Below are 26,333 nucleotides of genomic sequence, written 5' to 3'. Positions count from 1 at the left end.
CTTCACCGCTAATGCGAGCCACGCAAAACGGCAATTCCATCAGAGTCCGGTTTGGGCCATCGTAGGCCGTTGTACGAAATTCCGCGACTGACCTAGTCGATCCAAAGCTGCCGGCGGCGCCCTGCCCGTGTGAACGACTCAAGTTCGCCGGAAGCTGACGCAATCATACGGTGGTGAGCGCCTCAAAGTCGGTCTGTAGCTCCGACAACCACCGCGTCGCCATGTCGAAAGTCCAGAGCGATAGGCAAACCATCACCACGTCCACCATCAGAGAAACGGCCATCCACGTCGCGTCTTCGATTATGGCGCCGCGGGTGGTGACCAGAGACATTACGCCCCAAACGATGCCCAAGGTTCGCAGCTTCTTTTCCGGGTCAGAGACGAGTGCGAATTTGCCGGTATTGCGATGTGACCGTAGCGCCTCGCGGATTACGTCCAGTCGATTCCACGGGACAAAGAAGTTGGCGATTGGAAAACCAAAAGCGATCATCGTTTCTGGCCAACTAGCAAATTGGAGGCCGCCGCGCTCGATCAAGAATTTGCGAACTCGGTATACGCGGCGCAAAAATTCATAAGCTGACGCTATGAAGGTCACCGCCGAACCGATCCCGATCGGCAAAACAAGGAAGTCCTGCAGTCGTCTTGCTTCTGCGTGAATTGCCCCGTGGCGAAGAACGTCAGCAAGCCCCCAAGCGTAGAGCACTAACAACGCAAACCAGAATGCAAATGACGCGATGCCCCACAGCGCGAAGAATCTCGCTCCGTTGCTAAAGGCCGATTGAAATGTTCTTTCAAACGCCACGCAGGCCTCCTACCGTCCAGAACTATAGCCCAATTTCAGAATGCCTGTTTCCGGGCCAGACCCGCGCCAACAGCGAATATTTCAGAACGGCTGACGCGCTCCAAACAAGCCGCTCGCGCCCTGCCCGTCAATTCGGCGTGCTCTCGCCGAACTCGGTCGCTCACCGCCACCGCCAATTGGGGCTTGCGTAGCCGAAGCGCACATTTGAAATCGCTTCTTTGACGAGCTTTGCAGAAAAGCTCGGACTAATCTTTGCAGCTTGGGCCCGCCACACCAGCTTGACCAAGCTCAATCAAACGAAGGTGATAGCGACGCACTGCTTCATAGCACTCATCGCCGATCTGCTGGAACAAAGCCTCGCCTAACCTCGGCACAGCTTGAACCTCGCCGTCACGGCGCTCTTGGAATAAGCCCGCTTCAATGAGCTGATTGACTTTTCGGCGTACTGTTTCGCGCGCCAACATTGCCTTGTCCGCAATCCCAATGCGGGAGATTGCACCTCGCGCCTCGGGCGGCGGAGCCGGATCGTTCACGAACTCTAATTTCGCGCCTGGACCGACAAGCAACGGCCGCATGCTGGCTTCGTTGACGATTAAAAAAACCAGCAACGTCTCCAAGTCCATGTCGCCGGCGCGCGAGCGCACCGCGTACAACATGTCCAAGAAAAGCTCGCTGGCCGCATAGGCACGCGGACGCGTGTGACGGGGAAGCTCGGCGTCGGACATTGCGATTCGACATTCTTGCGAATGCTTTCGGCGACGCAAGCCGGTTGCCGCCAGGAATGCGCCAGAGAGGCGATCGGACAGAATGCGCCAACGTAGGCCGTAGAGAGTAATTCTGCGACCGGCCTACTCTCTCGCTTGCTGCCGCTTGCGCCCTACCCACCTAGGCGGCTCAAGTTCGCCGAACTCTGCCGCTCGTGACTCGATCCTCATCTCGAACTAGCGTTCCTCTCCTGAGGAGACCCGGGCGATGGCATACCAAGGCGAATGTTTCTGCGGCGCGGTAAAGATTGAAGCCACCGGTGAGCCCGAAGGCATGGGCTATTGCCATTGTCGCTCATGCCGCTCCTGGTCGGGCGGACCGGTAAATGCCTTCACATTATGGAAGCCAGAGAGCGTGCGGGTCACCGCCGGCAACGAGCACGTGGCGACCTACAACAAGACCCCCGTTAGCGATCGCAAGTATTGCTTAAAGTGCGGGGGCCACCTCATGACCAATCATCCGGGCCTCGGTGTGGTCGATGTCTTCTCGGCAACGCTGCCGACGCTCGCATTCACGCCCGGCCTGCACATCAACTACGCCGAAACTGTTCTGCCGATGAAGGACGGTCTGCCGAAGTTCAAAGACTTTCCGGGCGCGTTCGGCGGGTCAGACGAGCAGGTACCGGAATAGCGCTGTCGCTCTTGCGACGAGCCAAGTTCCGCGACCGGCTTAGTCGTTCCAGTTCAGTCGTTCGCATTTGCACACGGGGAACGGCACACTGCCGCCGATAACGGACGTTATCCCTTTGGCCGAGTACGCTTCTCCCGATTGAAGGCCAAGGCTAAGGCAGGTAGAGACTCCTACCCAACCAACACGAGATTTTCCGATGAAATGCACAAGGTTTGCGCTCTTCGCGGCAGCTGTTGTGATGTCTTCGTTGTCCGTTGTGGGAGTTGCAGCCGCCGAACGATGGCTTCAGGTGGATCCGTGGTTCTATTTAGATTTGGATTCCATCCGTCGCGACGGGGACGGATACACTTATTTTGTCATGCTCCACAGCGCCGAACAAAATCGTGATCCCCGCGCGTCGGGCGCTTTGTCAGGCGCTGCGCCACCACCGGATCGCGTCAATTGCGCGACCGGAGCAATTGAGACCCCCGCCTTTGGCGGCGGTTGGACCGTAGACGACGAACTCTATAATGATGATCCAATGGCGCGTTATCTTTGCCCGGAATGGTTTAGGTAACAGAGTTTCTGAGTGCGGGCGGAAACAGACGTTCGCCACGCTTCGGGGCTCACTTCGCTTAGGTCCGCTTTGGGCCAACCTAGGCCGTCCGGTACAAAATCTCGAATGGCTTGGTCGCTCAAAACGTGACGCTGGCGTCAGCAGCCCGCGACCGGAGCGCGTCGCGATCTCTCAAACCTCCCAGAAGTAGGCTCTGACTTGAGTGCACCGCAAAGCAGATCCTGGCGTCGCAACGAGCCATTCAGCGCACCGTCTCTTTCGCTTTCGGCGTGGGGGCACGATGCGGCTTGCTCTCTGATTTGAACTTACGCTTTGGTAGAAGCCAAAAGCGTCTGGCATCATGCGAAGTCGACGGAAACGAACAGGTTGAATGGAGTGATCGCGCTCGAATTTCTGATGCGGCGCGATGCACGGCGCGCCCCTGGATGCGCCGCTTCCGATCGGACGACCGACGCTGGCCCCTGGTTGTCATCTTCCGGTTCAATCGATTGGAGCCTCCGGCTGTGGCATGGATCGCGCCACGCGAAAGCCGGTGTCGCCGCTGCCAGCCGAATAGCTTGTCCGTGAGGACGCGCGGACTTCGTTGTGCACGCTGCTCCAGGCGCCGCCGCGCATCACTCTGAGTGAGCAATCGCCGCTCGTCCACGCCGCGCCGTCGGTTGGCGCGCCGTCATAGGTCCCATTGTAGCAATCCTCGACCCATTCTTGGACGTTGCCCATCGTATCGTGCACGCCAAATGCGTTGGGCGCGAACGATCCAACCGGCGCGCTGACGAGCCAGCGGTCCGCGCCCTGCGCATCACCCCCGAAGCCGCCATAGCTCTCTTTTCCGAGGTTCGCGCTGTCGCGCGCGGCCTCCCCCAAGGCGGGTAGCTCGGCGCCGGCGAGCGCCACGTATTCCCACTCGGCTTCGCTCAAGAGCCTGTAGTTCTCGCCCGTCGCTTGGCTAAGCCAGCGAACGTATTCCTGCGCATCGCTCCACGACACGTTGATGACGGGAAGATCGCCGCGTCCCCATCCCTCGTCAGACGGCTGAGGGTTGGACGTGCAACCGCCCGCGCGCACGCAGGCTTCCCATTGGTTGAAGGTCACCTCGAACTTTCCAACCGCGAATCCAGGCACGGTCACCAGATGCTGAGGATATTCGTCGTCCCATCGCGGAGCCTCTTCGGACGGCGAGCCCATCACGAAGCTCCCGCCCTGGATGACGACCATGCGTGGGCACCAATCGGCGCCTTCGCAATCGTCGAACTCTCCTTCGGCCAGCGGCGCGCCGACCGCGGCGCTGACCGAACGCTCATCCCGACCGGGATCGAGATTGGGCGCAAGGATGTCTCTAACTGAAAGAGCGCCGAGGCCCAGCAGGCCGAGCGCGAAGCACGCCGTCAGCGCCCCACCGAGCGCAAAGCCGAGCGGCGAGCCGCGATCCTTCAATTCCGTCGGCGCGCGCACCGCTTCCTTCGCATCGCCAAGCACCGCCGCGCGCTCGCGGAAGAACGCCTGCAACGCCACTTGATAAGTCTGCGCGCTGGGCTTGCCGCGTGTGCTCAACAGCACAGGCGAGCCATCGCGCGCGGTGTAGGCGGCGATGATGCGTCCTTTGGAACTGGCGGCGGACGCGATGGGCGGCCAATTGCGCAAAGCCTCAACCTCGCGGAGATCGCCATGGCGCGGCGCGCAGATGAGCAGCACCTTGTCGCGGTACGGCCCCGTCAGCATGTTCTCGATTTCCCAGGCCACACCCGGGCTGGGATCGGCGATCAGCACGATGTAGTTGGATTTCGCCGCGAGCTCGTGGACAGTCGCCTGCCAATTCTCGTGCTCCGAATAGACGCGCGCGGCCCCAAACGGCAGCGACTTCTCACCCGGCTTGCCAAGCGCAACAACCGGCGCGTAGCGGCTGAATTCCTCCACCAGGATGTGATCGATGCGCCGCGTGCCCAGCTCGCCGGCGAAGCCGCGCGCGAGCAAGTGCGTGCGCGGCAGGCCCACTTGATCATCCTGGAAGCTGCGCAAGAATAGAGTTGGCGGCCGTTCGTCGGCTTTCACGCGCGCCGCAAGCCCCTGGCGTGCAAGCCCGCGCGCTGCGTTGCGAAACGCGCTCGCGAGCAGCAGCGGAATCCACGAAAGCACCGCGATCACACCAAACGTCCCACCGTAAGTAAGCACGATCTCCATCAGCGCATTGGGCCCCTGCGGCCGCGCATCTGGAAAGAGCATGAACGCTACCTGGCCAACGAAGGTCAGCGTCAGCCCCGCCGTGAGCGCAGCGCCGAGCGATTGCAGGATCGCCGCGATCGTCAGCAGCGTGCTGGAGCCCACGCGCATCGGCAGCGGCCGGCGAAAACCGCGCCACGACCCGAACACTTCGCTGAACGCCGCCCCGATCGTGCGTACGCGCGGCATTGGGCTCGCGATCATGCGGCCGGCCGGCGACAACGACGCGTATCGCACATACGCCCACAGGAAAGGGATCACCAAATAAGCCAAGCCGCCGAAGAGGGTTACAATCCCCATGGCGCCGCCTACGGCGTCGACTTGCTGTATGGCCGCCGCATCCACGGCCTGCGGCGGCGTATCCTTTTCGTTGATGACGATGACAACGAGCGCGACGATAGCGGCCACGATCGCCAAGGGTGGCAGCGCCCCCACCAGCAAGTTCATGCTGCGCAGGCCGAACACAACCAACGCGAACACGGCGAGGACGGCGACCAAGCCGCCCACGACCCACGGCCACGGTTGCATGATCAGCAACATCGACAGCCAGACGAAAGCGAGGCCCGCCAACGAGATCGCCACATTAACCGCGAGCCGCACCGCGCCCAACGCACTCGCGGCGCTCGATATGTTGATTTCTCGGACCATGCGCTCCCCGGGGCGAGCCTGCTCCATTAAAGGCGCGCATTCAAGGGACCGGGAAGCTCAGCGCGCTGGCTCCGTCAGCGGTGCCAGCGGTCGATGACGACGCTTGACGGGATCCACACGATCTCCGCGATCTTGCCCATCGGTCACGGCGAAATGACGAGGTCTGCTTTGATTCCATCGCGTCGCTCGGTGAATGTCTCCTTCGCGCCGAAGCAGACTCTAGAGTCCGCTCGTGCCAGAGTCCGCTTAGGGCCAATCTCTGCCCTCCTGTCACAACCTTTCGATTGACGCGCATTGAGTGGAAACCCGCCGGATGATCCAAATGATGTGCGCGTCAAACTTGATCGCGAATGGTGTTGCTCCCAGCGCCACTCGAGCTCAGGTCACTTGGGCTTGTGCGAGTTCAAGCGGAGCGGCTTGAGCGTTCAATCTAGTTGAAGTGCTTCGCTCGCGATGTAAGCAACATCGATTGGGTGCACCACACACGTGGCAACCGCTGCAACAGAACAATCTCGCAGCGCCAGCGCACTTTCGGCAAAGCCCGCCGAAAAGTTTTACAGGTTCTACGGGCGTTCACGGTGTTTTTCGGAAAGTTTTACAAGCTAAGTGCTTGCAAAGATGGTGGGCGCGACAGGGATTGAACCTGTGACCCCTCCCGTGTGAAGGGAGTGCTCTCCCGCTGAGCTACGCGCCCGGAAGGCAGACCTTCCGAAGGGCGCGGACCATAAGGTCCGGCCCGCCTGCGTCAAGCGGCGCGCTCGCAGGGGCTTGACCTTAACTGCGCTTCAGGTCCTATTGCGAACCATTCTCAAATGCCTCCCTGGAGACGCCCTTGTCCTTCGTTATGAACCGTCGCGCGCTCGTTTTGGGCGCCTCCGCGACTGCTGCCGCCGCCTGCACGCCCGGCGGCGGCGGGGAAAAGTTCGTCAACGTCTATACGGCGCGGCACTACGATTCCGACCGCGCTCTTTACGCGGCCTTTCAAGCGGCGACGGGCGTTGAAGTTCGGGCGCTGACCGGTAGCGCCGAGCAATTGCTGGAGCGCATGCGCGCCGAAGGCGATGCAAGCGAGGCCGATGTGTTTATCAGCGCCGACGCGGGCAATCTGTGGCGAGTCAAGGAAGCCGGCCTCCTCCAGAACGTCACCACACCGACGCTGCAAGAAAAGGTGCCCGCGCACCTGCGCGATCCGGACGGCGCGTTCTGGGGCTTCACCAAGCGCGCGCGCATTATCGTCTATCGCAAGGATGCCGTGCGCCCCGAAGAAGTCGCGACCATGGATGCGCTCGGCACTGCCCGCTTCCGCAAGCAGATCGTGATGCGCTCTTCATCAAACACCTACCAACTTTCTACACTGGCGGCGCGAATTGAGAGGCTTGGCGCGGAAAACGCAAAGGCGTGGGCCGCCGCCGTGCGCGCCAATTTCGCGCATGATCCGCAGGGCAGTGACACCGATCAGATCAAGGCGGTGGCTGCGGGCGAAGCGCAAGCTTCGGTATGCAACCACTATTACTACTTCCGCATGATGCGTTCGGACGACCCGGCCGATCGCTCCGTCGTCGAGAAGGTTGGCTTCGTGTTTCCGGATCAAGCTGGCGCCGGCGCCCACGTCAACATCTCTGGCGGAGGTGTCACCGCGTACGCCAAGCGCCGGGATCGCGCCGTGCAGTTCCTGGAATATCTGGTGAGCGATGAGGCGCAAACCACGCTTGCACCACTCAACGACGAATTCCCGATCCGTCCGGAAATCGCACCAGCGCCCGACCTCGCGGCGCTCGGGCCGTTCAAGGAAGAAAACATCCCACTTGATGCGTTGGGCCGCCACCAAGCGGAAGCCGCTCGCATCTTCGAAGAAGTGGGTTGGAGCTAAGCCAACACGCGCTAGAACCAGCGGCCCATGAGCCTTGCCGCCACCCCTGCTCGCTCTGACGCGCCACGCCTTGACGGCGTGGCGCTGGCGGCGGCTGTCGCGACTTTGGTTTGTGCGGCGCCGGCAATCGCCGTCATTGCGCTTTCACTGACCCAAGAAAGTGAAGCGAGCTTCGGCGGCGCGCTGATCCGCGAGGGCGCGATCGGGACCTTCTCCCTCGTGCTGGCGGGCGGAACGGGCGCAGTCGTCTTTGGTGCGCTGGCGGCGTGGCTGGTGACGCTATGCAAGTTTCCGGGACGTGCGCTGTTTGAATGGCTGCTTGTCGTGCCGCTTGCGGCGCCGAGCTACATTTTGGCTTACGCGTACGCGAGCATGACCTGGGCCGGCGGTTCGCCGTTGCCGGTGCAAGGCTATTGGGGCGCGGCGTTCATCTATGCCGTTGGCCTCTATCCTTACGTGTACCTCGCCGCGCGTGCGGCGTTCGCGAGCCAATCAGCATGCGCGCTCGAAGCAGCGCGTATGCTGGGCGCGTCACCGCTGCGTGTGTTTTGGCGCGTGGCATTGCCTTTGGCGCGCCCAGGCATTGCCGCGGGCGCCGCGCTCGCGTGCATGGAGATCGCGGCAGACTACGGCGCTGCTCAACATTTTGGACTAAGCACACTTTCGACTGCCGTGTTTCGCGCCTGGTACGCGCATGGCGCGCCGGCGCTGGCGTTGCAGATTTCGGCCGTATTGCTTGTTGCGGCGATGGTGTTTCTATTCGTCGAACGGAGTGCGCGCGGGCGGGCGGCGTATACTGGGGGATCGTCGCGTTGGCGCCCGCTGCCGCGCTATGAACTCAATCCAATAGTGGGCGTCCTGGCTTCGGCATTCTGCGGCGCATTGATCGTATTTGGCGCGGCGCTGCCGCTACTTTGGCTGGGGCGCTTGGCAATCTTGCACGCGGACGTCGCGGATATCGTCGGGCCGTTCGTCAATTCAATCGTGCTTTCTTCGGCAGGTGCGCTGCTGACACTCGCGCTTGCAGCAGCGATCGCTGTGGCGACACGTCGGGCAAAATCGTGGGGCAACGTCCCGATCTTTGCCGCCGGCATGGGCTATGCAGCGCCGGGGGCAGTCGTTGCGCTGGGTGCGCTCTCGCTTTTTGCATTGGCGCGCGACGCGGGATGGGTTGGCGGATTAGGCGCAACGCTTTCACTGGCCGCGCTGTTCTGGACGTATGCGGCCCGCTTTGCATCGGCTGGCGTCGGGCCGATCGATGCAGGCCTGGCGCGGCTCTCGAAGGGGCTCGATGCTTCGGCGCGCACACTCGGCGCGGGACCATGGCGGCGCTTTGCAGAAATTGATTTGCCTATTGCAGCGCCGAGCCTGGCAGCGGCGGCGCTGATCTTGTTTGTGGAAATTCTAAAAGAGCTCCCCGCGACCTTGATCCTGCGTCCGTTCAACTTCGATACGCTGGCGGTAAAGGCGTATTCGTACGCCAGTGATGAGCGCCTGCTACAAGCGGCGGCGCCGGCGTTGCTGATCTTCCTCGCGGGCCTTGCGCCGATCATCGTCCTTGCGCGCAACATCGAACGCGGGCGCGCGGGAGTTGCCTCATGAGCAGCGTGCAGGTCAGCGGCGTGCATCGCAGCTACGGCAAGACGCGCGTCCTGGACAATGTGTCGTTCACGGCGCCGGAAGGCGAAGTAGTTGCGCTTTTGGGGCCCTCGGGATCTGGCAAGTCGACCATCCTTCGCCTGATTGCGGGCTTGGAGCCGCTCGACGCGGGTGAAATCCATCTGGCTGGCGAGCGCGTCTCCGCGAAGAATTACACACGCGCGACCGAAGCACGGCGCGTCGGGATGGTGTTTCAGGACTACTCGCTCTTTCCCCACCTCACGGTGGGCGCGAATGTTGCGTTCGGCCTGGACAAGGTCGGGCGTGCAGAACGCGATGAGACATCGCTGCGTTGGCTTGACCGGGTTGGTCTCAAGCATCGCGCAGGCGCCTATCCGCATGAACTTTCCGGCGGCGAACAACAACGCGTGGCGCTGGCGCGCGCACTCGCGCCTAAGCCACATGCAATCTTACTGGATGAGCCGTTCTCGGGTTTGGACGCGGTGCTGCGCGCCGAGCTACGCGACGCAACGCTCGCGACACTCGCCGAAGCGCGCACAACAACGTTGTTCGTGACGCACGATGCGGAAGATGCGCTGCAAGCGGCGGATCGATTGGTGATTTTGAAGGCGGGCCGCGTGCTGCAAGAAGCTGCGCCGCGCGAGGCTTATGATCGCCCGGCTTCGCTCGATGCGGCTGCGGCGCTGGGGCCGGTCAATGTCTTTTGCGGCATCGTCGCGAACGGCGTGGTCGCAACGCCCTTCGGGACGGTTGCTTCGCAGCACTTGGCGAACGGAACGGCGGCGCAGGTCGCGGTGCGCGCCGAGGCTCTCGCGCTTGCACCGGGCGAGGATGCGCGTGTGGTCGCGGTCCGGCCGCATGGCGCGCATGATCTGGTGCGGATCGAGGCTCAGGGCGCAACGTGGCGCGTGCTGACACCGCCGCGAACGGCGCTTGGCGAAACCGTCTCAGTGCGAATTCAGCCAGCTGGCGCGTTCGCGTTTTCCGGCTGAGCATCGGCGGACTTGCGCAAGACGAAACGGCGGCGCTCAAGCCGGCGCGTGGCCAACAATTGCAGCCGCATACGCCAAGCTTCCGCTTCCCACGCTAGTTCACGCGCTACCGGTACTTCCAGGCCACCGGCGGCCGCGAGCTTCTCACCGAGTTGCTTAAAGGCGGTGCGCGCGGTGGAGAGGAAATCGTCGGTCATGTCCTCGTCGGCTTCGAGCGCAAGCCCAGCGTCGACAAAGAATTGCAGGATGTCGCCATGAGCGCGAATTTGTGGTTCGGCGAAGGATGATGCGAACGCTGTTGCCAGTTCCGGCGTCTTGAAGCCAACATAGCATTCCACCACGGCGCAGGCGCCCGGCTTCAAGCTCTTCATGATCTGTTGCGCCAAGTGCGGCGGGTATCCGCAATAGGCGAAGTCATCGATGCTCAGCAGGCCATCGAAAGATGCGGGCGTGAAGACGTGCGCTTCCAGATCGATGCGCGATGCGGTGACGCGCTCATCGAGCTTGGCTTTTTTCAAGCCATGCTTCAGCGCTTCGAACGTTTCTTCGCGCCACTCGAAGATTTCAATCTTGCCGGGATGCGCCGCCGCGACCGCAACCATCGGCCCCGCGAGGCCCGGTCCAAGCACGGCGAGCACGCCTTCGGGCGCAAGGCCGATGCGCGCGGGTTCGAGTTTGTCAGCGGTTGCGTCACCCGGACGAACGCGATCATCGCCCCAAAGGATAGCCAGCGCCTGCATACGCGGCGGCATCTCATAGGGCAATTCGTCAAAGAGTTCGTCTTCGGGATCGCCATCATTGGCGGGCGGATCGGCGGCGAGTTTTGCCTCGATCTCGGCGAGCGCGGCCTCCTCGTTGAAGGCCTCACCTTCCCACCACGCGCGGAACTTCGCACGCGTGAGCGCGAGACCTTTCTTATCGAAAAGAGCTTTCCGAGCCGCCATAAGGCGGCAAACCTAACCCCAATCCCGTTAACGATTTGCTTGGACGATAGGTAAAAGCGGAGGCGCCTCGGACGGCAAAGCGGTGTGCGGGTCGTCGATAAACGCAAGAATATCAGCGTAGACGACCTCACGCTGGTTGTCGCGGAGCAGCCAGTGCCAGCCGTTTTCGTAGAGTGCGGTCCGGGCGGTGGCCGGCAGGCGGCGCGCGGCGGCGACGGCGGAATTGCGCGGGATGATCTGGTCGTGCGCCCCGTAGAGGAAGATCACATTGCCATTGAGGTCGGCCGCGCGTTCAGACGCCGTCTCCATCAGACCGACGAGCCCATAGAGCGCATCGATCCGCGTCGACCAGATCATGTGCGGCGCGCGCCCTGCTTGCAGCAACGCTTCGCGATTATCGGAGGCGGTGCGGGTGCGGACGACGCCGCGCGGCGGCTGCACCGCGCGCCACGGGAAGGTGTGGGCGCCAACCCAAAGTGCGAGTGCATATTCATCGGGCATGGTCGACCAGCCCCACACAGCGGGCGCAACGAGCACCAAGCGATCGATCTCGGGCGCATCGGGAGCGCCGAACGTGGCGATCGCTTCGGCAGACCCCATGGAATCGCCGATGACGACGATCTTGGCGTTTGGATGGGTGCGGCGCGCGACAATGATTGCCGTGCGCAAATCTTCGGTCATTAGCCGCTCGCCGGCCCAGACGCCGCGATTGGGCGAACGGCCAAAACCCCGCGCATCGTAGGCATAGAGCGCAACGCCGTGCTCGGCGAACCATGGTCCGGCGAGATAGAAGGTGTTGGCGTAATCGTTCATGCCATGAAGCGCGATGATCACCGCGCGCGGCTCTTGCCCATTCTCAGGCAACCAAGCGGTCAGACCGAGTTCGGCGCCATCGAAAGAGATGAAGCGCTCGGCGGCGGGCTCGAAGCGCGGACCAGCAAAAGTGTCAAGCGGAGAGCCTGCGCGCTGCACTGTCGGCACGCATGCGGCCAAGACCATCAACGCAAGGCCGATGAAACCCTGCGCCGCAACTCGGGGAGCAAATCTTGTTCGAACCATGGATTGCGCTTCAGCCAGCCCGTATTTCGCCACGACGGATGCGGCAAAGGCATGACATCGGCGGGATAATCGCGCCACGCGCTCACCGTTTCGCCGAGACTCGACTTCACAGCACCGCCCAGATGATAGCGTTGGGCATAAGCGCCGACCAGCAGCGTCAACTGCACATTCTTCAAAAGTGGCAGCAAGCGAGGACGCCACAGGGGCGCACATTCGCCCCGGGGCGGCAGATCAGCGCCGTTTACAGTGCCGGGAAAGCAGAACCCCATCGCCGCCACGGCAATGTTGCGCTTGTCATAGAAGGCGTCCCGATCGAGCTCCATCCAGGCGCGCAGACGATCACCGGAAGCATCGTTCCACGGAATGCCGCTCTCGTGCACACGGCGACCAGGCGCTTGGCCAGCGATCAAAATTCGCGCGCGTGCATCCACCCACACAACAGGGCGCGGTTCGTGCGGCAAGTTGTCCGCACAGACGCGACACGCCTCGATCTCGCGAACAAGCGATGTCAGTGCGCGCGCGGAACTCATTTCGCCTACGAACATGATATAATGTCGTCATTATGCGCCAATCGCGGGTCAGCGCGATCGCCTACTTCGCAGCTTCGAGTTCCGGCTCGACGTTTGTGGCGCTCTCCGCCGCGATTGTGAGCGTGAATACCGAGCCTTTGCCGATTTCACTGCGCACCGACACATCACCGCCCATGAGCTGCGCCATGCGGCGCGTAATAGCGAGGCCGAGGCCTGTTCCGCCGAACGTTCGTGTGGTGGAGCTTTCGGCCTGAACGAACGGCTCGAACAAGGTTTCGAGCTTGTCGGCCGGAATCCCGATGCCGGTGTCGGCGATTTCGAACACAACCTTATCCGAGCGCGCAGAAACGCGCAGCGAGATGACCCCGCCCTTAGTAAACTTTGAGGCGTTTGAAAGCAGGTTCAGCAGGCACTGCCCGAGCTTGAAGTCGTCCGTGCGCACCAGCGGCAGTCCAGGTTGCACCTCCAGCACGACACGATTACCGTTAGCCTCAGCCTGCGGACGCACCGCATCGACGGCCTCGCGAGCGACATCTCCCACGTCGGTGTTCTGGATGTGCAACACCATACGTCCGGACTCGACCTTTGAGAGATCGAGGATTTCGTTGATCAAATGCAGGAGGCGCCGGGCAGCGACCAGCACACGATCATGATCGGTGACGTCATAGCCCTCATCGCCGGCATCTTCGCGAAGGATTTCCGTATAACCGATGATCGCATTGAGCGGCGTGCGCAATTCGTGGCTCATCATCGCCAGGAAGTGAGATTTTGCAGCGTTCGCAGCTTCGGCGCTCGCGCTCGCGGCGGCGAGTTCGCTCATGCGCTCCGCGTCACGCTGATCGCGTTCGGCCAGCGCACGCGCAAGCTCGCCGATCTCATCTTTGCGAAGCGTAAGATCGTCGATTGAGAGGCTTGCATTCATGCTTGCCGCCTGCGTCAGACGCAACGTCGGGCGCACGACCCAGCGATACATGAGCGACGCCAGGAGCAGCACTTGCGCGAGCACGGCTAACACGCCGATCAGCAAGAAAACGCCAGCGCTCTTGCCTGCATATTGAGAGGCGGCCTCTTTGGGCACAAGCGAAAGGAAAATCCAGTCCGGGCCGGCGATGCGCGCGAACACGACGTAATTGCCGTTCACCGGCGTCGGGATCACGCCGCTGTCCTGGCCGGACTCACCGATGAACGCCATGACACGAGCGATGCCGAGTTCCTCCGCGACCTCCGTCGCTGCCTCAGAAGCCCCCGCTTGCGTCAGCCGCGGATGGGCGATGAGCGCACCGTGACGATCGAGGATAGCGTTGGACATACCCGTCAGAGCGTTGCGTACCGAAGCCTGCAGATCATCCGCGACGGTGATGCTGCTGCCCCACGCGCCTTGGCGGCGGCCGTTCACATCTACCGGTGTCAAACATGCGGAAGACAAGCGCGTGTTGGTGCGGTCGGTGATCAGGCTGCGCAAACCCGTGCAGCGCGTCAGCGCGTCGGGATTTGCCGACGAGGTCGAGATTTGGGCGAACTCTTCATGCTGGAAGCTGAATGAGGCAGGCGCTTCGTGGCGATAATAGCTGAGCCGATCTTCCCGATCGGGCGCGTACATCACCATGCGATTGCTTGGCGTGAAGAAATAGAGGTTGTTGAGTCGGGCGCGCATGATGGGGCCCATGTCTCGAAGCACCAGATATGCGGCGTACAGCTCGCGTTTTTCTTCGACTGTTAGCGCGCCCCCGTCGGCCATGAACGAACCGATGCCGCCAACATCGATGCCATCTGGATCGAGACCGCCATCAAACAGCATGTCGGCGCTTCGGCGCGTGCCATCCGCCTGCAATGGGAAGAGCCGATCAAAGCGTCGCGCCGATTGTTGTGGCTCCAAGCGGCCCAGGTGCTGCTGGTAAAGCTGGCGCGCGCCGTTTTGGACGTAACGCAAATCGTCGAACAACCGCTCCTCGGACTTCCGCCGCTCAGTCAGGTAAGCGAGCGTCGAATCCAGGGCAGCACGCATTGCCGCTTCTCGGTAGACGAGAAACGCTGCGGTTGACCCAGCCGCGGTCACCAAGATCGTCGAGATCAAGACCGCCGCTGCGATCTTGCCCGCGATGGAACTTCTGAACGCCCGCCGCAAAAACACGCGGATCCCCACCGGTAAACGACCCGCCTTTTTGCATGGAGGCGATTGCGAATTAGCAAACGCTACTGTCAAAAGGTCCCACGGGATTTTCCGCGCGATCGTTAGCGTTTCATTCGCAGACGTAACCGGCGCGTTCAGAGTTTAGCTGCCCACATCCGACCGGTAGCGGAGCCGTACGGCTGGGATGACACCAACGTCGATCTCCATATGCGCACAGCTAAATCCGGGCACCTTCACCTGACGGTGCACATCGCCGGCGCGCCGCAGCACTGATAGCATCGAGGCGCCGATCTTGTTGGCCTTCAGCGTCTCACGCGCGGCGGCGATATCTTCCTCGCTCGCGGGCCAAGGTATGAAATGGGCGATGATCTTCGGCGTGAGGCCAAGTTCGATCTCGAACTCGCGCAATTCGTAGCCAGCTTGGCGCAGCGCGGGCAGCGCCGAGAGAAACGCCGTCATTGTCTCGTGCAGTTTCTCGGCGCCGAAGGCTTTCAGCTCAGCGAACTTTTCACCCGGCAACGCCGCGATGCCTTTGGCGTGCTCCACCAGCGTCTTTTGCGGCTTGGAGTCGTCCTTTGCAGCCACGCTACTTGCCCCGCTTCATCATCTCGCGGGCGATGATGAGCCGTTGGATTTCGCTGGTGCCCTCGTAGAGACGGAAGATACGGACATCGCGATAGAAGCGTTCAATGCCGTGATCTGCCACATAGCCCGAGCCGCCGAAGATTTGCACGGCGCGATCGGCGACGCGTCCCACCATTTCCGAACAGAAGAGCTTCGCGGCGGCGGCTTCCATGACAACGTCCTCGCCGGCATCACGCTTACGCGCGGCATCGAGCACCATGGCGCGCCCGGCGTTTGCTTCAGCGCGACAATCTGCGAGCATGGCCTGGATCATTTGGAAGTTGGCGATGGCTTGTCCGAATTGCTTACGTTCGCCAGCATAGCGCACGCTTTCCTCAATCAGACGCTCCGCAACGCCGACGCAGACTGAAGAGATGTGCAAGCGCCCACGATCGAGAACCTGCATGGCGATACGGAAGCCCTGACCCTCCTCGCCGAGGCGAAGCTCCGCAGGCACTCGTACGTTGTCGAAGTTGACGTCGCAGATGTGCGCCCCCTGCTGACCCATCTTCTTTTCTGGCTTGCCGACAGATACGCCTTTGAGATCGCTTGGGACCAAGAAAGCGGAAACGCCGCCGCCGCCTTTCATGTCCTGATTGGTGCGAGCCATGACAGTGAAGATTGATGCGCGGTTAGCGTTGGTGATGTAGCGCTTCGAGCCATTGAGAACGTAGGCATCGCCGTCGAACTCGGCCTTGGTGCGTACAGCGCCGGAATCCGATCCCGCTTCCGGTTCGGTGAGCGCGAAAGACGTGACGACGTCACCCGACGCGATGCCGGGCAGCCACTTTTGTTTCTGCGCGTCGGTCCCGAACATGACGAGGCCTTGGCTGCCAATGCCGACATTTGTGCCGAAGGCCGAGCGAAACGCCGGCGAGCAGCGGCAGAACTCGAACATGGTCCGGCACTCTTCCTCCATGGTGAGGCCGAGACCGCCGAATTCCTCCGGAATTGAGATTCCGAACAGGCCGAGCGCACGCATTTCAGCCAGCGCATCAGCGGGGATTGCGTCGTCCTCCGCCACCTTTGCTTCGAGCGGGATCAGCCGTTCGTTGACGAAGCGGCGAATGCCATCAAGCAATTGTCCAAATGTTTCGTTGTCCATGGATCAGCACACCTGCCGCTGAGAAACTGTGTTGAGACGATACGGGGCGCAGTTAACCGCGCGCGTTTGTGGCTCGACGATACGAACGGGCCCGATCACAGGATCGGCCGCATGCAACACAGCATCGAGATCGCTTTGCTCGAGCCGCCAAGGTTGCGTCACCGCCCTCGCGTCGACGAGATTGACCTGCCAGATACCGAGATAGACCGCTTCGCCCGGACGCACGTCGAATGAGGGCCGCTCCGGACCGCGCACGACGCCGTTGGCGCTGTAGTTCACGCGGCCATCGGCGATCAACGCAAACACGCTGTCGAGCGCGTAGGAGCCTGCGGGAATTTCAGCGAGCACGAATTCGCCGGGAATGCCGGGCACCTGAACGTTGTCACCGGATTGCGAACTGATTTCTAAAATGCGGCGACCGCCATAGCGCATAAAATTGCCATCGGCATCGAGCCGGCGCCAAAGCATCGTGTAGTGCGGAGAAGTATTTTCCGGGGCCTCGGCGACACCGATGATCACGTAAGATCGGCGCTCGTCGCCGACACGAAAGCGCTTGTCGCTGGGTAAAGCGCACTGAGCCAGCAGCAGGCACGCAAAGATCGCAATTACACCGCGCATGCGCGCCCCGCCTTGCCGATAGGCGCCCACCATGCCAGCACCGGCCCCTGGAGGGAATGGCATGAACGGCGACGGAACGCCCCAAACGACCTGGACCGGGGGCGTCACGCTCACTGACGGCCCGTTCGCGGGCTGGACGACGTGGAGCAAGGGCGGCGATCCGTACGAAACGCTGATCGGCCCTTTTTATTTTCGCGATCAAGACGGACACGCGCGGTGCGTGTTCGAACCGCAGCGACATCACCTGAACGGCGGCGGCGCGATCCATGGCGGCTGCTTGATGAGTTTTGCCGACTTTTCGCTTTTCGCCATTGCGCACAATACGTTGAAGGGCGCGCATGCGGTGACGCTCACGTTTAGTTCCGAGTTCATCGGCGCCGGCGCGCCGGGCGAACGTGTCGAAGCGCACGGTGAGGTTCTGCGCGATACGCGCGCTGTCACATTCGTCCGCGGAATTGTGACACAGGCAGCGCGGCCATTGCTTTCGTTTTCCGGCACCCTCAAGAAGATTGCGCGACGAGAATAGTCGCGCGGCCTTGGGGGCATTGCCATGCGTTCGCCCGAACCGGCGTTCGATTTGCGTGCGGCGCTTACTGATGAATTGCGCGCTGCAATCGACGAGCTTGAGACAATCTTTTCAGATCCGACAGCGGTGCATCGTGGTCGGGTCCGTGTGAAGCGCGCGTTAGCTTTGGCGCGGGTGGGCAGCGCCTGTGCGCCGGGCTTGTCCAACGTGTTCGTCGATACCGCGCGTGGGCTGATGCGCAACCTGGCGCTGGCGCGCGATCCTGCGGCCTTAAGCGAAGCTGCGCGCGCCGCTGGCGGCAAAGGCGGCAAGCGCACGGCAGAGGCGTTCGACCTCGTGGCCTGCGGCATCGAGATGGAAGCAACGGCGCACCCGGCGCTCAATTTCGAGGCGGCGCGCACCGGATTGAAAGATTTGCTCGCGCTCGCGCAGGTTTGGCCGGAAGCGTCGCCACGTCAGATCAGGCGCGGCGCACGCCGCTTGGAGCGTCAAGCGCGGCGCGCGCGGCGCCGTGGCATTGCTTGCATCGATCCTGTCGCGCGTCACAAGTGGCGCATACGAGAAAAGGATCGGCACTTCGCTAGCCTCATCCTCGGCGATGCCTGGCCGGGAAAGCGGCGGCGCAAGACCGCGGAAAAGATCGGCATGGCGTTGGGGGTCGAGCGTGACGCACTCCTGCTCATGGAACGGCTGGTCGCTGAGCCCGATCTCGCGGGCGATGAACGCAGCCTGCGACGCGCTTTGAAGGCGCTTAACCGGCGCAGATCTAAGTATGCGCGGCGCGCCGATGCGCTCGCGGCCCGGATGCGCTCAAACCGCTAATACAGCTGTGCGACGCTATGAGCGGCGCAAATGCTTGACCTGCGCGCAGGCGAGCGACAACAAACCCTCCGCAAACGGAGAGAATTCAGATGAGCGACGACATCCGCTTCGACGGCCAGGTTGTGATTGTAACGGGCGCTGGCGGTGGGCTTGGCAGAAGTCACGCGCTCGAATTTGCACGCCGCGGCGCGAAGGTGGTGGTCAACGATCTCGGCGGTTCTGTTGATGGATCTGGCGGATCTTCTGCGGCGGCGGAAGCTGTCGTCGCGGAAATTACCAAAGCCGGCGGCGAAGCGATCGCCGATGGCGCCTCGGTGACTAATGACGCGGGCGTCGCCGCACTCGTCGAACGGACGATGGCAAAGTGGGGCCGCATCGATGTGTTGATCGCGAATGCCGGCATCCTGCGCGACAAGAGCTTCTCGAAGATGGAAATGTCGGACTTCGCCAGCGTGGTCGACGTCCACCTCGTGGGTACCGTGAAGCCGCTGAAGGCCGTCTGGGAAATCATGAAGACCCAGAACTACGGCCGCATCGTCGTCACGACCTCGTCCACCGGACTCTACGGCAATTTCGGCCAGGCCAATTACGGCGCCGCGAAGCTCTCGCTTGTCGGCCTCATGAACACGATCAAGCTTGAAGGCGCCAAGAACGACATTCGCATCAACGCGATCTCCCCCGTCGCCGCCACGCGCATGACCGAAAATCTGATGCCGCCGGAAATGCTGGCGAAACTCGGCCCGGAACAGGTGACGCCCGGCGTCGTTTATCTCGCATCGAAGGACGGGCCGAACGGCGCGATCCTGACGGCTGGCGCTGGCGTCTTCTCGCTCGCTCAGATCACCGAGACCGAGGGCGCGTATCTCGGCCAAGGCGCAAGCGCGGAGGCGGTGCGGGACAAGTGGGCCGAGATCACCGATCCAGCAGGGCGCGAGGCCTATACGGGCGGTCACATGCAGACCCAGAAGTTCATGCGCAAACTGAACGGCTGACGCTGCGGCAATCGTCGCCAGACGGCAACAGGTTACGTTCCGGATGGGAGAGGGCCCATTTTGGGCATGCCCTTGGCGGCTGTGTCGTTTACTAACGCCGGCGCATGGAGCTCCTTTTCGCCCTCCTCGCGATCCAGACAGCCGCCATTCTCACGGCTGGCGTCTATGTCTGGCGGCGTTTCGAACGACAGCAGGCTGAGATTGCCGAACTGCGTCAGGCTTTGGCCGTCGGCGCGGGCAAGCGAAGCAAGGTCGCGAACGCGCGCGGCGGCGCTTTGGCGCAGGTGATCGCGCTAAGTGTCAATGACGTCACACATGAGGCGCCACCGAACGAGCGCGCGCAGCGCGCGTGGAATTTGCCGGCGACGCCAACGCTGACTTTGCCTACCGCGGGCGTATCAGCTGAAACGGCGCGCGGGCTCACGCTCGGCATTCTCGCCATCGGACCGGCGCTTGGCTTTGCCTTCGGCGCAAGCGCCGCGACCATAATCGCCTGCGGATTGGCGATCGGCGCCGCGATGATGGCGATCGCGCATCGGCCGATGTGGCGCGCGGCAGCTTGGGCCGCTGTGGCGACATCTGGTGCGTGGGCGTTGATTGGTTTTGCGATCGGCTCGGCTCACGCCGATCCCGCGAGTTATTCGATCTGCGCTGCGCTCGCCGCGGCCACCGGGCTCGCACACGCGCACAATCACCGGGTCAGCACCGGCATCACCATGGCGCTGATCATGACGATAGGGGCGCTGGCGCTCTCGCTGCAGATCGGCATGGTGAGCCCGGCGGGTATTGCCTTCGGCGTGATCGTCGCGGCGTCCGCAATCACCGGTGCGATGAGCTTGCGCCTTGAAGGGCTGCATCTTGGCGCGTTCGGCACGGCGCTGTTGGGGCTCTTTGTCCTCAGCGGCCAATCCAGCGCGGCGATCTGGTTCACGCCGGTGACAGCTTGGGCCGGCGCGATCTTCTTTGCCATCGCCGCCATTCGCGTGCCCCAACTTGGCGCGCGCGGCCTCGCCATTGCCGGCACCGGCGCATTGGCGCCGCTCATGGCGATCACGGCGCTCTATTTCTCACAGCATGGCCTCGCCGATCATTACGCGGCGGCGGGCGGATTTGCGGTGCTCTCAGCGTTGCTGGTTGGCGTTATCGCCGCCGCAACGATGCGGCGGGATCGCGGGCTCGACGGCTTGAAGGCGACGCTCTGGGTGCTGATGGCGGGCGCGTTTGCGGCGTTTGCCGGCGCCTGCGCGATGGCTTTGCCGGCCGCGCTCGCCGCGCCTGCCTTTGCTTTGGCCGCTTTAGGCTTGAGCGCGATCGATCTTGGATTGCCGTCGCGAGCGTGGCGCGGGTTTGCCTGCGTGGCCGGCGCATTTGCGGTCATGTTTGCGTTTGGCGCGGCGCACGTGCTGCTGCGTGAGATTAGTGCTTGGCCAGCATTTGCAATCATTGGCGCGGGCGTTGCCGCACCTGCCGCCATTACAGGCGCCGCTGCTTGGGCCGCAAAACGCCGCAACGCGCGCGCAAGCGCGGGCTTCCTTGAGGGCGTCGTCATTATTCTTGCCGTTGCCGCGGCAAATCTTGCAGTTCGCCTCGCCTATTCCGGCGGCGCCACGCTGCTTGAACCGATCAGCTTTGCCGAGCTCGGCGCACATGTCGGGATCTGGTTGCTGGCTTCGCTGATTATCCGCACGCGCGCGCGTCACGGCGTCCGGCGAACGCGCATCATCTTTTCAAACGTGATGTTGGTGACGGCGCTCGGCGTTTTGCTGACGGCCTCGGCGCTCTGGATGACGCCGTTCTGGGCGAGCCGCCAAGCGGCTGTGCCGTTCCTCTCGCGCGAAAGTTTCGGCTTTCTCATTCCGGCACTTGTGCTCGCGGCTCATGTTCGGCTCTGGCGCATGCGCGGCGCGGGGGCGCAAACGCGCCTCACGCTTGCTGCGGGCGCATTGTTGTTGGCGGCATTCGTCACGGTTGAGGTCACACGCGGTGATGGCGATGCGGATTGGCTAGGCGCTGTTGTCGGCGCGCTATCGTTTGCCGCAGCTATCGGCGTGAACTTCGTGCCGGGCGTGGTACGCCGAAGTCAGGTCACTTCCAAATAGATCTCAAGCGCTAGCGGCGCTGCGAGCAGTTCGTTGATGCGCGCCATGGCGCGCTTCAGATGGGGCGTCTCCGCGTGCCCCTCGAAGGCTGTCCAATCCTGAAAGCGCGCATGCACGGCGAAGTGCTCAGGGGAGCCCATCGCGCGCGTCACGACATACGAAATACAGCCGTCTTCCTCGTTGCGAACGCGGTGCGCGAGATCGCTGACGATGGAGACGAATTCAGCGCCTGAGCCGTTGCGAGTCTCGACGCGCACGATGGTGCAGACCGGCCCAGGCGGCCTAGCTCGACGCTGATCCAAAGACTTCTCACCCATTTGCAGTCACCCCCCGGTGAGCAATGGGCGATGTTAGGCGCCAAGGTTTACCTCACGCAACCGTGGCGGACAGCGGAACCTCAGCTGCCCCAGCAGCCGTAGGCAACTTCCCGCATCCGCGCCGGGCCACCTTCAAGATAGGTCACGGTTTGATTGTTCACCGTCACCGAGAGGCGATCGTTCGGCTGCACGGCGGCGAGAATGGGTGGGCGCTGCGGGAGATTGATGACGACGGTGCGGTTGCGGCCGCGACCCTCAAGCGTCATCGGCACGTTCACACTCATCACACCAATGCGCACTGCTGCCGTGCGGGCGTTCCGCGCGTTCCGGGCCAGCGTATAATCGGTGACGACAATGTCGCCCGTCGGCGGGCGGCAGGTCAAAGTTGCAGTGACGCGACCGCGATTGTCGCGCTGCGTGGCCGTGGCGACGCCGTCAGTATAGGCGTAGCTCCAGCCTTCCTGTTGTTGGGCAGAGCTGACACTCGGCACGGCCATGGCCGCGGCGCAGACGATACCAACCAACAGCTTCCGCATTCGTGCTCTCCTCCCACCTTCTCGCAGCACAGGCTCCTTAGCACGCCGCACGGTCCCGGAGCGATGCCCCAATACGGTTGAAGCTTCGTAATGATCAGCTGGCGCGGGCCAGCAAATTACCACCTTGTTCCAGCTCCAAAAGGATTTGCTTGCGCTCCATGCCGCCTCCGAAGCCGGTGAGACTTCCATTGGCGCCGATGACACGGTGGCATGGGATAATCACCGGGATCGGGTTGCGCCCGTTGGCTGCACCGATGGCGCGCGTCGCTTTCGGCGAGCCGATGGCCTTGGCCTGCTGTGCATAAGAGCGCGTCTCGCCGTACGGGATCGTTTGTAGCGCGGCCCAAGCCTTGCGCTGAAACTCGGTGCCTTGGGGCGCGACCTTCACTTTAAAGTCGCGCAGCTTGCCGGCAAAATAGAGATCCAGCTCGCGACGCGCTTGATCGATAATCTTGTCGTTGCCGAGTTCATACTGCGAAAGCGGATACCTGCCGCCCTCGAACTCAACCTGGATCAACGCCTTGCCGTCGGAAGCAAGCGTGAGTGGCCCAATCGGGCTGTCATAAATTGCGCTGATCACGTCTGGATGCCTTTCTTGGCGACACGGCGCCACAAGCGGATGGCGGCGTAAGCGCGCCACGGTTTGAGATGTTCGAGCGTCTCGCCCTTGCGGCCTAATGCATTAATGAGCGCGATGTCGGTCGCTGGATAAGCGTCGGGATCACCGAGCGCGCGCATGGCGATGTATTCGATCGTCCACGGACCGATGCCGGGAATTTGCGCGAGCGCCGAGCGTCCCGCCGCGATCGCGCCGCGCGCCAGCGGGAGCTTTCCATCATTCGACGCTACCGCGAGGCGATGCAGCGTCTCAGCGCGCTTCATCGGCAGACCGATCTTCGCAATCGCGGCTGGCCCGGCGTTCGCTAGCGCCGCTGCATCAGGAAACGCGCGGTCCAGCCCGTCTGGTCCGCGCTCCAACGGCGCGCCGTATTTGGCCACGAGACGTTCAGTCAGCGTGCGCGCGCCTTGGACGGTGACTTGCTGACCAAGCACGGCGCGGATCGCTGTTTCAAAGCCATCCAGCGCGCCGGGCACGCGCACGCCTGGTTCGCGCTTTACATCCTTGGTGAGCGATCGATCGGTGGAGAGATGCGCATCCACCGTCGTCATTTCCGCATCAAGATCGAACGCACCGCGCACGTTCGCCACCAGTGGGCGCAAATGCGGCGCCAGATTTTCCGAGAGCGTAAGCATCAGCCCTTTGGGCCCCATGCGTACGTCCAGCCAACCCAGCGCATCGCCCCACTTCAGAACGCGTGCATACGATCTGTCGTTCGCTGCCTCGACACCGGGCAGCGCACGCTTGGCGAGGAAGTCCAGCATCGGTGCGATGTTGTAATCGCCGCGCGGCGAGAGGCTGACGGTGAAAGTATCGCCACGCGCTAGCGCTTTGCGGCCACGCATCTTCGACGGCGGCGCGCCATAACGATCCTTCATCGTTGCGTTGAAACGGCGCAACGACCGGAAGCCTGAAGCGAATGCGATCTCCGTGATCGAAAGAGCGGTTTCATTGAGCAACCGGCGCGCTGCGAGCAGGCGGCCGGTCTGTGCAATCTCGATGGGGCTCGCGCCGAACTGTGCATTCATTACGCGCCGCAAGTGACGCGACGTGACGCCAAGTTCGTCGGCCAAAGCTTCAAGGCCCTGCTCTTCGAGCGAACCAGCCTCAATGCGCGCGTAAGCGGCGGCGGCAAGGCGTGCGGGCGCGTCGATCGGCGCAAGGCCAGGCGCGCGCTCGGGGCGGCACAGCAAGCACGGACGAAACCCAGCGCCCTCCGCGGCGGCGGCGGAAGGCCAGAAGGTGCGGTTGATGCGTTTTGGCGTGCGCGCCGGGCAAATGCAGCGGCAATAGATGCCGGTAGATTTGACGCCGACATAGAAGCGCCCGTCGAAGCGGCGGTCCTTCGCGTCACAGGCCGCGTGGCAAGTATCGGCGTCCAACATCATGGACGGAATATGAGCCGTTTCCGCCTCCGCGTCTCGCCGGATTCGGACATACTTGCAGCATGCCCATGAGCGGCAGTAGGCATGAGGCTAGGGGGGAGACTGCCTTGAAAATCATTGCTTTGAGCCGCGCACTGGCTGGTCTCGCATTGGCGGCTTTGATCGCGTCGCCCGCTGCGGCGCAGCAAACGAGGGCCGCTGCGGCGGCGCCCCCGCAGCGGCCCAACATCGTCGTGATCATTGCCGATGATGCGGGCTTCACAGATTTCGGCGCCTATGGCGGCGAAGCGCACACGCCGAACATCGACGCGCTGGCGCAACGCGGCGCGCAGTTCTCACGCTACTACTCCTCACCGCTCTGCTCACCCTCGCGGGCGATGCTGCTCTCAGGGATGGACAACCATCGTACCGGTCACGCGACGATCATCGAAGTGTTGGCGCCGGAGATGCGCGGACGCCCAGGCTACACGATGCGGCTCGAGCCGGGCGTGGTCACGATTGCCGAACGGCTGCGCCAGAGCGGCTATCGCACATACGCCACCGGCAAGTGGCACCTTGGTCACGGCGAAGGCGATTTACCGAACGCGCACGGCTTCGATCGCTCCTTCGTGCTCGATGCTTCAGGCGCCGACAATTGGGAAGAGCGCGCATACATGCCGTATTATCAAACGGCGGACTGGTTCGAGGACGGCGAACGCGCGCACCTGCCCGAGAATTTCTATTCGAGCCAATTCATCGTCGATCGCATGATCCGTTATCTCGACGCCGATAGCGCGCGGGCGAACGAACCGTTCTTTGCTTACCTAGCGTTCCAGGCGGTGCACATCCCCGTGCAGGCGCCGCGCGAAATCACGGCGCATTATCGCGGCGCTTATGAGGGCGGTTGGGAGCAATTGCGCGCCAATCGCTGGCGGCGGGCGCAGGAATTGGGATTACTTCCAACGGGCGCCGCCATCGACGCGCCGCATCCGAGCTTGCGCCCTTGGGCAAGCATCTCGGGCGATGAGCAAGCGCTTTATGCACGCAGCATGGAAGTTCATGCCGGCATGCTCGAAGCAATGGATCAAAGCATCGGTCGCTTCATCTCCTATCTGCAGAGCCGCGGACTGGCGGAGAACACGATCTTCGTCGTCACTTCCGACAACGGGCCAGAGCCCAGCAATCCGATCGCAGACCCTGACTTCCGCCGTTGGATGAGCCTCACCGGCTACACCCGTCGCATGGAAGATCTGGGCGAGCGTGGTTCGTTCGTGATGATCGGCCCGGAATGGGCCAACGCGACAGCGACGGGCTCACTCTACAAGTTCACCTCCGGTGAAGGCGGTTTGCATGTGCCGCTGATCATTGCGGGGCCTAACGTCATTCAACAGCGCATCGATGCGCGCGCCTTCGTGACCGACATTGCACCCACATTGCTGGAACGCGCTGGCGCGCCTTTAAATGCGCCGGCGATGGATGGCTTCAGCATGAGCGCGCTTCTTGCCGGCGAAACCCCGCATGGCCGCGAGCCTCTGATCCCACTTGGGGTGGAAGTGTCGGGACACTCGGCGCTTTACCGCGGCGATTTTAAACTGGTGCGCACGCCCCCGCCGCTCGGCGATAGCAGCTGGCGGCTCTACAACATTACTCAAGACCCGGGCGAAACAACCGATCTCGCGGCGCAAATGCCGGAGCTACTGGCGTCGATGCTTGCAGACTATCAGGCCTACGCAGAACGCAACGGCGTGCTTGAGCTGCCACCTGGCTACGATCCGCAGGCGCAGGTCGCGCACAATACGCGCATGAAGATCTACCAGCACTACTGGTACATCTTCGCAGGGATCGGTCTTGTTGGGCTGCTGCTGATCGGCGGCGTAATCTGGCTGGTGATGCGGCTGTTCAAAAAACGTCCAGCATAAGTTCGTCATTCCGGGTTCTCAGTTACGC

At 62.6% G+C, this 26,333-nt stretch carries 23 protein-coding genes and 1 tRNA gene; 9 read left to right on the top strand and 15 right to left on the bottom strand.

Annotation, left to right across the window (positions count from 1 at the left end):
- Window positions 1-163: 163 nt before the first annotated feature.
- The gene (locus ATE48_RS17390) at window positions 164-802 is read right to left on the bottom strand and encodes a hypothetical protein (RefSeq protein WP_066773787.1); all 639 of its coding nucleotides are present in this window, start codon (window positions 800-802) and stop codon (window positions 164-166) included.
- 245 nt (window positions 803-1,047) lie between these two features.
- On the bottom strand, window positions 1,048-1,527 hold the full coding sequence (locus ATE48_RS17385; protein ID WP_066773785.1) for a hypothetical protein: 480 nt from the start codon (window positions 1,525-1,527) through the stop codon (window positions 1,048-1,050).
- Window positions 1,528-1,774: 247 nt separating this feature from the next.
- Here ATE48_RS17385 and ATE48_RS17380 point away from each other — a divergent pair, with 247 nt between their 5' ends.
- Window positions 1,775-2,197 carry a GFA family protein gene (locus ATE48_RS17380; protein ID WP_066773783.1) on the top strand — a complete coding sequence of 141 codons (423 nt, stop codon included), beginning with the start codon at window positions 1,775-1,777 and terminating at the stop codon, window positions 2,195-2,197.
- A gap of 1,036 nt (window positions 2,198-3,233) precedes the next feature.
- On the opposite strand, the gene ATE48_RS17370 is transcribed toward ATE48_RS17380, so the two are convergent.
- Window positions 3,234-5,618 (bottom strand): formylglycine-generating enzyme family protein, encoded by a 2,385-nt coding sequence (locus ATE48_RS17370; RefSeq protein ID WP_066773779.1) that lies wholly within the window; start codon window positions 5,616-5,618, stop codon window positions 3,234-3,236.
- Between the two features lie 619 nt (window positions 5,619-6,237).
- Window positions 6,238-6,312: transfer RNA gene (locus ATE48_RS17365), tRNA-Val, on the bottom strand.
- A gap of 138 nt (window positions 6,313-6,450) precedes the next feature.
- Between ATE48_RS17365 and ATE48_RS17360 the strand changes: the two genes are divergently transcribed.
- From ATE48_RS17360 to ATE48_RS17350, 3 genes are read left to right on the top strand one after another with little or no spacing between them, the layout of a single operon-like run.
- Complete coding sequence (locus tag ATE48_RS17360; RefSeq protein ID WP_156767840.1) at window positions 6,451-7,488, top strand: extracellular solute-binding protein; 1,038 nt, start codon at window positions 6,451-6,453, stop codon at window positions 7,486-7,488.
- Window positions 7,489-7,515: 27 nt separating this feature from the next.
- Window positions 7,516-9,090 carry an ABC transporter permease gene (locus ATE48_RS17355; RefSeq protein ID WP_066773775.1) on the top strand — a complete coding sequence of 525 codons (1,575 nt, stop codon included), beginning with the start codon at window positions 7,516-7,518 and terminating at the stop codon, window positions 9,088-9,090.
- A complete protein-coding gene (locus ATE48_RS17350) occupies window positions 9,087-10,100 on the top strand; it encodes an ABC transporter ATP-binding protein (protein WP_066773773.1) in 1,014 nt (337 codons plus the stop codon). The genes ATE48_RS17355 and ATE48_RS17350 overlap by 4 nt, the downstream gene beginning before the upstream one ends.
- Here ATE48_RS17350 and ATE48_RS17345 read toward each other — a convergent pair.
- The 7 genes from ATE48_RS17345 to ATE48_RS17315 all read right to left on the bottom strand — a co-directional run bounded on the left by ATE48_RS17345 (window position 10,067) and on the right by ATE48_RS17315 (window position 17,111).
- Window positions 10,067-11,044, bottom strand: a complete 978-nt coding sequence (locus tag ATE48_RS17345; protein WP_066773769.1) for an SAM-dependent methyltransferase — start codon at window positions 11,042-11,044, stop codon at window positions 10,067-10,069. The two genes, ATE48_RS17350 and ATE48_RS17345, sit on opposite strands and share 34 nt — an antisense overlap.
- 27 nt (window positions 11,045-11,071) lie before the next feature.
- Window positions 11,072-12,103 (bottom strand): alpha/beta fold hydrolase, encoded by a 1,032-nt coding sequence (locus ATE48_RS17340; protein WP_083197440.1) that lies wholly within the window; start codon window positions 12,101-12,103, stop codon window positions 11,072-11,074.
- Window positions 12,043-12,633 (bottom strand): uracil-DNA glycosylase family protein, encoded by a 591-nt coding sequence (locus ATE48_RS17335; protein ID WP_066775328.1) that lies wholly within the window; start codon window positions 12,631-12,633, stop codon window positions 12,043-12,045. The genes ATE48_RS17340 and ATE48_RS17335 overlap by 61 nt, the downstream gene beginning before the upstream one ends.
- A gap of 61 nt (window positions 12,634-12,694) precedes the next feature.
- Window positions 12,695-14,638 carry a sensor histidine kinase gene (locus ATE48_RS17330; protein ID WP_156767839.1) on the bottom strand — a complete coding sequence of 648 codons (1,944 nt, stop codon included), beginning with the start codon at window positions 14,636-14,638 and terminating at the stop codon, window positions 12,695-12,697.
- Between the two features lie 267 nt (window positions 14,639-14,905).
- The gene (locus ATE48_RS17325) at window positions 14,906-15,349 is read right to left on the bottom strand and encodes a hypothetical protein (protein ID WP_066773763.1); all 444 of its coding nucleotides are present in this window, start codon (window positions 15,347-15,349) and stop codon (window positions 14,906-14,908) included.
- Between the two features lies 1 nt (window position 15,350).
- Window positions 15,351-16,493, bottom strand: coding sequence for an acyl-CoA dehydrogenase family protein (locus ATE48_RS17320; protein WP_066773761.1), 1,143 nt, complete (start codon window positions 16,491-16,493; stop codon window positions 15,351-15,353).
- Between the two features lie 3 nt (window positions 16,494-16,496).
- Window positions 16,497-17,111 carry a hypothetical protein gene (locus ATE48_RS17315; protein WP_156767838.1) on the bottom strand — a complete coding sequence of 205 codons (615 nt, stop codon included), beginning with the start codon at window positions 17,109-17,111 and terminating at the stop codon, window positions 16,497-16,499.
- A gap of 61 nt (window positions 17,112-17,172) precedes the next feature.
- Between ATE48_RS17315 and ATE48_RS17310 the strand changes: the two genes are divergently transcribed.
- The 4 genes from ATE48_RS17310 to ATE48_RS17295 all read left to right on the top strand — a co-directional run bounded on the left by ATE48_RS17310 (window position 17,173) and on the right by ATE48_RS17295 (window position 21,550).
- Window positions 17,173-17,637 carry a PaaI family thioesterase gene (locus ATE48_RS17310; protein ID WP_066773755.1) on the top strand — a complete coding sequence of 155 codons (465 nt, stop codon included), beginning with the start codon at window positions 17,173-17,175 and terminating at the stop codon, window positions 17,635-17,637.
- A 24-nt stretch (window positions 17,638-17,661) separates the two neighbouring features.
- Window positions 17,662-18,459, top strand: coding sequence for a CHAD domain-containing protein (locus ATE48_RS17305; protein WP_066773753.1), 798 nt, complete (start codon window positions 17,662-17,664; stop codon window positions 18,457-18,459).
- Window positions 18,460-18,548: 89 nt separating this feature from the next.
- Window positions 18,549-19,451 carry an SDR family NAD(P)-dependent oxidoreductase gene (locus ATE48_RS17300; protein WP_066773749.1) on the top strand — a complete coding sequence of 301 codons (903 nt, stop codon included), beginning with the start codon at window positions 18,549-18,551 and terminating at the stop codon, window positions 19,449-19,451.
- 104 nt (window positions 19,452-19,555) lie between these two features.
- Window positions 19,556-21,550, top strand: a complete 1,995-nt coding sequence (locus ATE48_RS17295; RefSeq protein WP_066773747.1) for a hypothetical protein — start codon at window positions 19,556-19,558, stop codon at window positions 21,548-21,550.
- Here the strand turns inward: ATE48_RS17295 and ATE48_RS17290 are convergent.
- From ATE48_RS17290 to ATE48_RS17275, 4 genes are all read right to left on the bottom strand, one after another.
- A complete protein-coding gene (locus ATE48_RS17290) occupies window positions 21,532-21,867 on the bottom strand; it encodes a putative quinol monooxygenase (RefSeq protein ID WP_083197439.1) in 336 nt (111 codons plus the stop codon). The two genes, ATE48_RS17295 and ATE48_RS17290, sit on opposite strands and share 19 nt — an antisense overlap.
- Before the next feature lie 80 nt (window positions 21,868-21,947).
- A complete protein-coding gene (locus tag ATE48_RS17285; RefSeq protein ID WP_066773743.1) occupies window positions 21,948-22,403 on the bottom strand; it encodes a hypothetical protein in 456 nt (151 codons plus the stop codon).
- A gap of 94 nt (window positions 22,404-22,497) precedes the next feature.
- Window positions 22,498-22,983, bottom strand: coding sequence for a methylated-DNA--[protein]-cysteine S-methyltransferase (locus ATE48_RS17280; protein WP_156767837.1), 486 nt, complete (start codon window positions 22,981-22,983; stop codon window positions 22,498-22,500).
- Entirely contained in the window at window positions 22,980-24,410 is a 1,431-nt protein-coding gene (locus ATE48_RS17275) for an AlkA N-terminal domain-containing protein (protein ID WP_066773741.1), read from the bottom strand. Before ATE48_RS17275 ends, ATE48_RS17280 begins: the two co-directional genes overlap by 4 nt.
- A 104-nt stretch (window positions 24,411-24,514) precedes the next feature.
- Here ATE48_RS17275 and ATE48_RS17270 point away from each other — a divergent pair, with 104 nt between their 5' ends.
- Complete coding sequence (locus tag ATE48_RS17270; protein ID WP_228126684.1) at window positions 24,515-26,305, top strand: arylsulfatase; 1,791 nt, start codon at window positions 24,515-24,517, stop codon at window positions 26,303-26,305.
- Window positions 26,306-26,333: the final 28 nt, after the last annotated feature.

It is taken from the genome of Candidatus Viadribacter manganicus (assembly GCF_001679665.1).
GTDB classification, from domain to species: domain Bacteria; phylum Pseudomonadota; class Alphaproteobacteria; order Caulobacterales; family Aquidulcibacteraceae; genus Vitreimonas; species Vitreimonas manganica.
Note: the sequence above shows the minus strand (reverse complement) of the source record. Positions and strands in the feature narration are given on the sequence as shown.